This is a genomic window from Noviherbaspirillum denitrificans (assembly GCF_002211445.1).
Taxonomy (GTDB): domain Bacteria; phylum Pseudomonadota; class Gammaproteobacteria; order Burkholderiales; family Burkholderiaceae_D; genus Noviherbaspirillum; species Noviherbaspirillum denitrificans.
Map to the genome: position 1 here is coordinate 490,491 of NZ_LSTO01000001.1, position 8,511 is coordinate 499,001.

The 8,511-nt window shown below is 62.3% G+C and carries 11 protein-coding genes and 1 pseudogene; 6 read left to right on the forward strand and 6 right to left on the reverse strand.

Annotated features, from left to right (window positions below; genetic code table 11):
• The 4 genes and pseudogenes from AYR66_RS02455 to AYR66_RS02470 form a co-directional block, all read right to left on the reverse strand.
• Positions 1-558 (reverse strand): annotated as a pseudogene (locus tag AYR66_RS02455) (hypothetical protein); the annotation flags it as partial.
• Positions 559-632: 74 nt separating this feature from the next.
• The gene (locus AYR66_RS02460; RefSeq protein WP_088706197.1) at positions 633-1,610 is read right to left on the reverse strand and encodes a tripartite tricarboxylate transporter substrate binding protein; all 978 of its coding nucleotides are present in this window, start codon (positions 1,608-1,610) and stop codon (positions 633-635) included.
• 103 nt (positions 1,611-1,713) lie between these two features.
• Entirely contained in the window at positions 1,714-2,334 is a 621-nt protein-coding gene (locus AYR66_RS02465) for a class I SAM-dependent methyltransferase (RefSeq protein ID WP_088706198.1), read from the reverse strand.
• A gap of 99 nt (positions 2,335-2,433) precedes the next feature.
• The gene (locus AYR66_RS02470) at positions 2,434-3,285 is read right to left on the reverse strand and encodes an SMP-30/gluconolactonase/LRE family protein (RefSeq protein ID WP_088706199.1); all 852 of its coding nucleotides are present in this window, start codon (positions 3,283-3,285) and stop codon (positions 2,434-2,436) included.
• A 203-nt stretch (positions 3,286-3,488) separates the two neighbouring features.
• Between AYR66_RS02470 and AYR66_RS02475 the strand changes: the two genes are divergently transcribed.
• From AYR66_RS02475 to AYR66_RS28685, 5 genes are all read left to right on the forward strand, one after another.
• Positions 3,489-4,622, forward strand: coding sequence for an ATP-grasp domain-containing protein (locus AYR66_RS02475; protein WP_088706200.1), 1,134 nt, complete (start codon positions 3,489-3,491; stop codon positions 4,620-4,622).
• A gap of 79 nt (positions 4,623-4,701) precedes the next feature.
• Complete coding sequence (locus tag AYR66_RS28150) at positions 4,702-4,947, forward strand: hypothetical protein (RefSeq protein ID WP_141104004.1); 246 nt, start codon at positions 4,702-4,704, stop codon at positions 4,945-4,947.
• A 102-nt stretch (positions 4,948-5,049) separates the two neighbouring features.
• Positions 5,050-5,274 carry a hypothetical protein gene (locus AYR66_RS02485; protein WP_088706202.1) on the forward strand — a complete coding sequence of 75 codons (225 nt, stop codon included), beginning with the start codon at positions 5,050-5,052 and terminating at the stop codon, positions 5,272-5,274.
• 79 nt (positions 5,275-5,353) lie between these two features.
• Positions 5,354-5,755, forward strand: a complete 402-nt coding sequence (locus tag AYR66_RS02490) for a nuclear transport factor 2 family protein (protein ID WP_088706203.1) — start codon at positions 5,354-5,356, stop codon at positions 5,753-5,755.
• A gap of 74 nt (positions 5,756-5,829) precedes the next feature.
• Entirely contained in the window at positions 5,830-6,006 is a 177-nt protein-coding gene (locus tag AYR66_RS28685) for a hypothetical protein (protein WP_170942039.1), read from the forward strand.
• A 37-nt stretch (positions 6,007-6,043) separates the two neighbouring features.
• Here AYR66_RS28685 and AYR66_RS02495 read toward each other — a convergent pair whose 3' ends face one another.
• Entirely contained in the window at positions 6,044-6,226 is a 183-nt protein-coding gene (locus AYR66_RS02495) for a hypothetical protein (protein WP_088706204.1), read from the reverse strand.
• A 197-nt stretch (positions 6,227-6,423) separates the two neighbouring features.
• Here AYR66_RS02495 and AYR66_RS02500 point away from each other — a divergent pair, with 197 nt between their 5' ends.
• Positions 6,424-7,614, forward strand: a complete 1,191-nt coding sequence (locus tag AYR66_RS02500; protein WP_088706205.1) for an acetyl-CoA C-acyltransferase family protein — start codon at positions 6,424-6,426, stop codon at positions 7,612-7,614.
• A 50-nt stretch (positions 7,615-7,664) separates the two neighbouring features.
• Here AYR66_RS02500 and AYR66_RS02505 read toward each other — a convergent pair whose 3' ends face one another.
• The gene (locus tag AYR66_RS02505; protein WP_088706206.1) at positions 7,665-8,474 is read right to left on the reverse strand and encodes a class I SAM-dependent methyltransferase; all 810 of its coding nucleotides are present in this window, start codon (positions 8,472-8,474) and stop codon (positions 7,665-7,667) included.
• Positions 8,475-8,511: the final 37 nt, after the last annotated feature.

Below are 8,511 nucleotides of genomic sequence, written 5' to 3' on the forward strand. Positions count from 1 at the left end.
CGGCCAGCGCAGGTAGCCGGACACGCCCTGCGCCAGCAGGATGGGGCTGGAAATCATCAGGCTTTCCAGCAGCGTCAGAGGAAAGATCGACAGGCCGGCGAGCAGCACGAAGGGCAGGAAGGCGTAGCCCGCGCCAATGGCCGCCGACATGCCGGTGAGCTCGTAGTTGGCCAGCATCGTGTGTGAGGCGACGTAGAACACTGTCGGTATCAGGAACAGCAGCGCCATCGCCCGGTAGGCATCAAACAGGTTGCCCGTCGGCCGGTAGTACAGCAGCAGGCTGGCAAAGGCAGCGGTGGCGGCCAGGCGCATCAGCGCCAGGTTGAGCCACAGCGGAAAGGGAAAGACGACGAAGTCAACCACGCTCCACAATGGCGTAAGCACCGCGAACAGGAAGGCAAACAGCCGCACGCGGTTGACAATGACGGTGGCGCGGCGGCGCGTCACGAGCGGAAGATGGCGGCGCGGCCAGACCAGCCACGCCATTTCGGATTCCTTCAGTTCTCCCGGCATGAGGCCGGTGAGGCGGCGCCAGATCGCGGTGCTGATTCGATTCATTCTTATTGGTATCAGGTTGGCAGGCGGGCATTATCCCATACGCGCCGCCTGCGCTTTCCCTGAGGTTGGCAGCCTCAGCTGGTCTTCGCCAGGCCCAGGCTTTCGATGGTTTCCTTTTCTTCGCGATAGGTGTCGTGCGCGAACTTCGTGTACGCCGCGCTATCCATCCAGATCACCGGCTGGTCGAACTTGTCGAGCGTGGCCAGCACGTTCGGATCGTCGAGCGTCTTGCGCAGCGCGTCCTGGATGCGCGTGATCATCGCCGGGTCCATGCCTTTCGGGCCGCCGATGCCGAACGGGGAATCGGACACGGTCTGGTAACCGAGTTCGAGCAGCGTCGGCACATTCGGCCAGCGCTTGGTACGCTTGCTGCCGTAGGTTGCGAGCAGCCGCGCGCGTCCTGCTTCGACGGCCGAGGCCCAGCCGGTCGCGTCGCTGTGCGCCATCACATGGCCGCCCAGCAGCGCCTGCATGCCGTCCGCGTTGCCCTTGAACGGCACGTGCAGCAGCTTGATGCCGGCGCGTTTGGCGAACTGTTCGACCACCAGGTGCGGCGTGGTGCCGGTCCCGGTCGAGCCGTAGGTGAACGCATCCGGATTGGCCTTCGCGTAATCGACCAGGTCCTTGATGCTCTTGATGGGCGAATCGGCGCGCACCACCAGGCCGAAGGTGTAGCCGGTCAGGCAGGCGATGTAGGTCAGGTCCTTCATCGGATCGAAGGCGACCTTCTGCATGTGCGGCAGGCGGAAAATGCCGAGTGGCAGCTGCGACAGCGTATAGCCGTCCGGCTTGGCGTTCACCAGTTCCACCGCGCCGAGGATGCCGCCGGCGCCGGGCTTGTTGTCGAGCACCACGGTGCCGCCCAGGCTCTTGCCGAGGCTTTCCGTGAAGGCGCGCATGACAATGTCGGTCGAACCGCCGGCCGGCCATGGACAGATCAGGCGTACGGGACGGGAGGGATAGGATTGCGCGATGGCGGGGAACGCGATCGTGGCCGACGCTGCGACGGCCGACTTGAGGAAATCACGACGCGAGAACTGCGGTTGTCTCATGAACTGTCTCCTTATCGTTATGCGCGGCACACCACTGAAAAGCACGGCCGCGGCAGCCTATGCTACTGGAAAAAAAGAACAAGCGTGCAGAAAGACAAGGAGTTCAGGTATTGCGGATCGTGACCAGGCGGGACAGTCCGAACAGGTTCGCTTTCCTCACCGACAGGATGGTCCAGTCGTACTTCAGGATCTGTTCGTCATAGCAGAAATCGGAGCGAAACCCGATCCGGTTGGACAGGGGACGCACCGCGCTTTCGAGGAACCACCAGAAGCGGCTGCCGCTGAAGTGGTTGAGGATCAGGATGGTGCCGTCCTTGCGGCACACGCGGCGGATTTCCGCCACCAGCCGTTCCGGATTCGGCGTCACCGACAGCACATAGGGAATCGCCACGCAGTCGAAGCTGCCGTCGGGAAAATCCATCGCTTCGGCATTCATCGGCACGAGATGGATGCTGCGTCCCTGCAATCCTTCGGCGCGCTCGCGGGCGATTTGCAGCATCTCCTTGGAAATGTCGATGCCGACCACGGAAGCGCTTGCCGGATAGCGCTCCAGCGTGAGGCCTGTGCCGACACCGACTTCCAGGATCGACGTCGGGCGCAGCGCGGACACGGCATCTGTCAGCGCGCGGCGGCCGGGTTCGAGCACGGCGCCGAAAAGACGGTCATAGAGGGGAGCGTAGAAGCGGTAGGTTTCGACAACGTTATCGACGGAAATGGGATTCATGCAGGCAGTCCGGGGAAGTGGGGTTGTCAAATTCTTATGTAAGACATTTGGGTGACAGAAAGTTCATTGGCTGCCGCCCACCGCTTCCCGGGAAATTCTTCACGGCAGCCCGGCACCTCCAACTGCAACCTGCCGCGCAAGGATGCGCCCGTTGCGCTCTGCAAGTGCTCGTGGCGCCTTCGATACCTTTCCGGTCACCATGAACAGGGTCTTGCGTTCCGGCCCGCCGAGTGCACAGGCGATGGCCTGTGCGTCGACAGGAATGCGGTCGGATATCCTTCCGCCTTCGTGCACACGAAGGAATTCGGAAGTTGGCGGCGAAGCGATCCAGACCGCGCCCTCCGCATCCAGGCAGATGCCGTCGGGCGAGGCCTCGCCCAGGTCTGCCCATACACGGCGCTGTGCCAGGCTGCCGTCCGCCGCAATATCGAAGGCGGTGAGGCGCTTGCCGAAGGTTTCGGCCACGATCAATGTGCCGCCATCAGGTGTGATCACGACGCCGTTGGGAAACAGGAGTTCGTCGGCCGCCACGCGAGTTGCGCCGTCTGGCATCACCAGCTGCAACGTGGTCGGTCGAGGGGCTTCCCGGTTGAACATGTCGAAGCCGAAATTGCCGACATAGGCGCGACCGTGCGCATCGACCACCATGTCATTGCACGGCGAACTTGTGAATGCGGAGAGGTCCGCATGCGTCTCAAGCCGTCCGTTGGACAGGCGCAATACACGGCGGTCCAGCATGGAAACCACGAGCAGGCTGCCATCCGGGATCCATCCGATGCCGGATGGCTGGCCGGGCACGTCGACGACTGTTTCAATTGCGCCGCCGGCGGCCATGCGATGCAGCTTGTGGGTGTAGAAATCCGAGAACCAGAGCGCATCGCCGTACCAGCGCGGTGCTTCCGGAAATGCCAGTCCTTCTGCGATGAGGATGATGTCGTTGTCATTATTCATGTCTGCCTCCCCGTCCAATTGTAGGCGAGGTGGCGCAGCGTTGCTGTCCGAAGGTGCAAGCATGCGGAATCATTTGCTTCCCGGAGGGAATACTTCTCCTTGGCTTTGCGGACCTCGTGCCAGCACGATTGCGCCTGCTCAAGATGTTTGTGCGGTAACGGCCGCATGCTCATCAGGAAGATTGCAGCGTACAGGGAGAACAGGTGATCAACTTCATCGTCACAGGCAATTGCAGGCGCGTGGTGTCGGCGGTCCTGCTCGCCATCCGCAGCTTTACCGACGCAAAATGCATCGTCATCGGTGGCGCGGCGACGCGGCCCTTGCGCTGGTCGGGTTTGTGCAAGCGTCAGGTGACCGTCGACATCGACGGCGCCGACGACGCGACATTCACCGAGGTTGTCAACCGCATCGCCGACTTCAATCCGCATGTCATCCTGATTCCAGCCGATTGCGATGCCATCCGGCTCGCCAACCGCGTACGCGACAGGCTCCGGGTCAAGACCACGCCCATCCCGATGCAGCAGACACTGGATATGTTCGACAACAAGTGGCTCTTCCACCAGTTCTGCACGCGCATCGGCCTGCCGGTGCCGGACACGCTCCATTTTCCGTCGAAGGCAGTGATGGATTTCCACGCAATCGAGTCGCGCATTGGCTTGCCCTTTGTCGTCAAGCCGCTCGACCGCGCCGGTTCAACGGGGGTGCATGTGGTGCGCAGTGCGGAAGACTTTGCCGCATCGATCCTCGACAACACGGGCTACGACTATGGCGACCTGATTGCACAGCGCTATATTCACGGTGACGATGTCGACGTGAGCTTCCTTGCGTTCGGCGGCAATGTTTCCGCGCTCGCAGTACAGCGGGCCAGTGGATCGCACATCCATTTTGTGGCCAACCCCGCGCTCGAGGCGATGGCAGTGACCATGTCGGGTGCCAGCGCCTACGACGGTGTCATGCATGTGGATGCCCGCATGGAAGAGGGCACCGGCAAGGTCTGGCTGATCGAGTCGAACCCGCGCTTCTGGGCATCCCTCCCGGCGTCGGTATGGTGCGGCCTGAATTTCGTGGCCGAGAGCCTGGTTCCCGCACCAAGAGGTGCCCGCGTACGCGTGCTTGCAGCGGGCAGCGTCAGCATGCGTCATCCCCTTGTGCAGCTCTCGGCCTGGCGGGGCATGTTGGCCGACCGGGGAGGGCGCGGACGTCTCCTGCGCGCGATGGCTTTCGACCCGCCGGCGCTTCGGGATTTTGCGCGCGAACTGCCTGCGACGGCACTGCGTTTTGCACGCGCTCGACCACCGAGCGGGCCGATGAATGTGCCGCATTTCAGGCGGACCTGATTTCCTCAACTTTCCGTACGGATGCGTCCCGGCCCGCATGAATCCCATACACTGCGCCAAATCACCGGAGCGCGCAGGCATGGATCAGAGGCGCATCACCATGACGGACATCGTGGTAGGGAAACCCCTGCCGTGGGATGTCTATGATGCGAACAGCAAGCTGCTGCTGCGCAAGGGCCATGTCATCCAGCGCGAGCAGCAGGTCGAGACCCTCGTCACGCCCGGCCTGTTCGGCGCTCAGGTTCGCCGTCGGCATCAATGCCGATGTCGCGCCGACCTGCATCCTGCTGAACCAGGGTGCGGGCAGCTACCCGATCCGGCATAGCGTCGACTGCGCGACATCCTGCTGACGGAAAGAAAGAATATCCCTCCCCTGCTGGCCGCCGGTTTCATCCGCGAGCTGGGCACTTATCCGACGGGCAGTTTCGTGCGCCTCGTCAACGGCGATATCTGGGTGGTGACGGGTCGCGGCATCAGGACCACCACGCAGATCGTCCATGCGCTCGTCGGCACGCACGGCGAGCCGCTTTCCTACCCCATTCGCAGCAATACGAATAACGAATTGCATGTCATCCGGGAAGTGCTGCACGAATCGCAGGCGGGCGTGCGGATCAACCTGCAGCAGCTATGGGGCAAGGATGCGGCGCCCTGATTGATGCCGCACAAGGGACGGGTGGAAGGCTGGCCTATGGTGTATATCGCAAGGGAGCCTAACACTACAGGAGCAGACCATGAACGAACAGGACAACATCCAGCTCGTGATGCAGGCTTATGACAGGTTCAAGAGCGGTGACATACCCGGATTGATGAACCTCTTTTCGGAGGACATCGAATGGACGCTCGACCGCACGGAGCACGTGCCGTTCAGCGGCCCTCGGCGCGGGAAGGAAGAGGTCGGGCAGTTCTTTTCATCGATCGACGAGATGCAGCACCCGCTGCAGTTCGAACCGCAGGAATTCATCGCGCAGGGCGACAAGGTGGTGGCGCTCGGCCACTATGCCTGGAGCGTGAAGCACACGGACCGCGTCTTCGAGAGCGACTGGGCGGAAGTCTTCACCGTGCGTAACGGCAAGATCACCCGCTTCCGCGAATACATGGATACTGCCGCCGCCGATCGCGCCTACAAGACGTGAACGCGCGCGGGGATTTTTCCGCGAGGCTGTCTGTCTACTGGCCCCATGGTTAATGTGCAAGCATGAGGTGACAGATGGATAACACCAAGCAACCGGCCAAGAGAGCGGACCGGACCGAAGCGGATGTGCAGTCGGTGGATGGCCGTTCCGGCCAAGGCAACAAGAGCAGCCACGACGCCAAGAGCCACGTCAAGGCCGGATCGAATACCGGCGCCGGCGGTGGCAAGAAACAGCAGCGCCAGGGCCATTGAAAAAAACGGGCGGGTTCCATACCCGCCCGCGTTCCGATTATTTCTTCAGCTGCCGCATCAGCTCCTCGGTCACTTCGATGATCGACAGCTCGCCCTCGCCCGGGCGGATCACTTTGCGTCCATCCGTTTCCGGCATCGCCACCTGTCTGCCGGTCAGTCTTTTCATCAGTCTCGCGAACGCGACTTCCTCGTCCGGGAGTTTGCCCTCTTGCGCTTCCATAGTGCCTCCAAAGATAGCTTAGTTTCGCTACAGCACTATTGGTTCCCTGCTGGAAATGTTTTTCCGTGGAATGATGCCGGTTCCTCGCCGCCCGTACTTTTACGGTAATGCGAATGTCCGCAAGTTGACAGAAAATATCCTGCTTTCCGCATAAGCTTATAGTCTGAATGTACTCCCCCCAACCAAGGAAGATAATCATGACAACAACCAGAGACGTAGTCATCGTCGGTGCCGCACGCACCGCCATCGGCACCTTCGGCGGCTCGCTGAAGGATTTCACTGCCTGCGACCTGGGCGCGATCGCCGTCAAGGAAGCCTTCGCGCGCGCCAAGGTCGACCCTGCGCAAGCAGGACAGATCGTGATGGGCAACGTCATCCACTGCGAACCGCGCGACATGTACGTCTCGCGCGTGGTCGGCATCAATGCCGGTATGGCCAAGGAATCGGCTGCGCTGACGCTGAATCGCCTGTGCGGTTCCGGCCTGCAGGCGATCGTCACGGCCGCCAATGCGATCCAGCTTGGCGATACCGACATCGCTGTCGGCGGCGGCGTTGAAACCATGAGTCGCGCACCTTACTCTGCCCAGGCAGCGCGCTGGGGCCAGCGCATGGGCGACTTCAAGATGATCGACATGATGGTCGGCGCGCTGTCCGATCCGTTCGGCGCGGGGCACATGGGCATTACCGCCGAGAACGTCGCCGCGCAGTACGGCATCTCGCGCGACGAGCAGGACGAGTTCGCGCTCAACAGCCAGAAGAAGGCTGTCGCCGCGATCGCCGCCGGCCATTTCAAGTCGCAGATCGTGCCGGTCGAGATCCAGGGCCGCAAGGGCACAGTCGTGTTCGACACCGACGAACATCCGAAGGCAGAGACGACCCTGGAGTCGCTCGCCAAGCTCAAGCCGGCCTTCAAGAAGGAAGGCGGCAGCGTCACCGCGGGCAATGCGTCCGGCCTCAATGATGGCGCGGCAGCATGCGTACTGATGGAAGCCGGCGCCGCTGCGCGTGCCGGCCTGCAGCCGCTGGCCCGCTTGGTGTCGTATGCAGTGGCTGGCGTCGAGCCGTCCATCATGGGCACCGGCCCGATCCCGGCGGTGCAGCTGGCACTCAAGCGTGCCGGCCTGAGCCTGAACGACATGGACGTGATCGAATCGAATGAAGCGTTTGCCGCGCAATCGCTCGGCGTGTGCCGCGGACTCGACCTCGATCCGGGCCGCACCAATCCGAACGGCGGCGCGATTGCGCTGGGCCATCCGTTGGGCGCGAGCGGCGCGATCATCACGATCAAGTGCCTTTACGAGCTGATCCGCACCGGCAAGCGTTATGGCTTGATCACGATGTGTATCGGTGGCGGGCAGGGGATTGCCGCGGTGATCGAGCGCGTGTAATCGGGACGTCGCGAAAAAAAGCCTGCACAATGTGCAGGCTTTTTTTCGTCTTAGCCCGGGACCCTTCCTTTGACAGCCCACGCCAGGGCGGCATACGAACGGGGGCCGTCGGGCTCGCCGTCGAGATAGGCTGCGCGTACAGCATCGCGGAGCGTCGCCTGCGCGGCTTCGTCCAAAGTCGCCATGTACTCCGCGCCCGGTCCATCCTTTCCCATGTACGGAGCCCAGTAGTCGGCAAACGAGGAAAACTCCATTCGAATGCCCAGGCTCGTCTCGTGCACATCTTCCAGGCCTGCCGCTTTCCATGCGGCTGACAGTTCTCCCGGGCGGGTCATCGGACGCGTGTAGTTTCGCGCGCGGCGCTCCCCGGCTTTCGGGTCGAGCGCAGCCGCCGTGTCGAAGAACATCCGGTTCGCGACAAATCCTCCGCGGGCATCCCACACCGCTGCGGCGACGACGCCACCTGGCTTTGCTGTGCGTCGCATCTCGGCAATTGCGTCTCCTGTGCGCGGAACGAAATGCAGGACGAGCAGCGAGAGTACGCGATCGAACGTGCCGCTTTCAAATCTCAGCGAGCAGGCGTCGCCTTCCTCGAAGCTGATGCGAGGATCGGTATTGTGTTTCCTTGCATGGTCGACGTAGACGGGCGAGTAATCGACGCCGACGATTTCGGCGAGTTGCGCATTCTCGGCCAGCGTGAATGACAGGTGACCGGTGCCGCATCCGACGTCAAGGATGCGTTCATTGGCGGCGGCGCCGGCGAATTCAACGAAGGGTACAGCAAGCCGCCTGCTCCACCGGCCCATTTGCAGCTCGTAGCCATCGCCGTCCGCGGCGACAAATGTCGAAGAATTCGTCATGAGCGACCTCCCGGTATCGGCAGGTGTCGATCACCGC

What these genes read in the sequence shown, in the direction of transcription:
- AYR66_RS02460 (WP_088706197.1), bottom strand. Translation starts at nt 1,610, where the DNA reads ATGAGACAACCGCAGTTCTCGCGTCGTGATTTCCTCAAGTCGGCCGTC.
- AYR66_RS02465 (WP_088706198.1), bottom strand. Translation starts at nt 2,334, where the DNA reads ATGAATCCCATTTCCGTCGATAACGTTGTCGAAACCTACCGCTTCTAC.
- AYR66_RS02470 (WP_088706199.1), bottom strand. Translation starts at nt 3,285, where the DNA reads ATGAATAATGACAACGACATCATCCTCATCGCAGAAGGACTGGCATTT.
- AYR66_RS28150 (WP_141104004.1), top strand. Translation starts at nt 4,702, where the DNA reads ATGGATCAGAGGCGCATCACCATGACGGACATCGTGGTAGGGAAACCC.
- AYR66_RS02490 (WP_088706203.1), top strand. Translation starts at nt 5,354, where the DNA reads ATGAACGAACAGGACAACATCCAGCTCGTGATGCAGGCTTATGACAGG.
- AYR66_RS28685 (WP_170942039.1), top strand. Translation starts at nt 5,830, where the DNA reads ATGGATAACACCAAGCAACCGGCCAAGAGAGCGGACCGGACCGAAGCG.
- AYR66_RS02495 (WP_088706204.1), bottom strand. Translation starts at nt 6,226, where the DNA reads ATGGAAGCGCAAGAGGGCAAACTCCCGGACGAGGAAGTCGCGTTCGCG.
- AYR66_RS02500 (WP_088706205.1), top strand. Translation starts at nt 6,424, where the DNA reads ATGACAACAACCAGAGACGTAGTCATCGTCGGTGCCGCACGCACCGCC.
- AYR66_RS02505 (WP_088706206.1), bottom strand. Translation starts at nt 8,474, where the DNA reads ATGACGAATTCTTCGACATTTGTCGCCGCGGACGGCGATGGCTACGAG.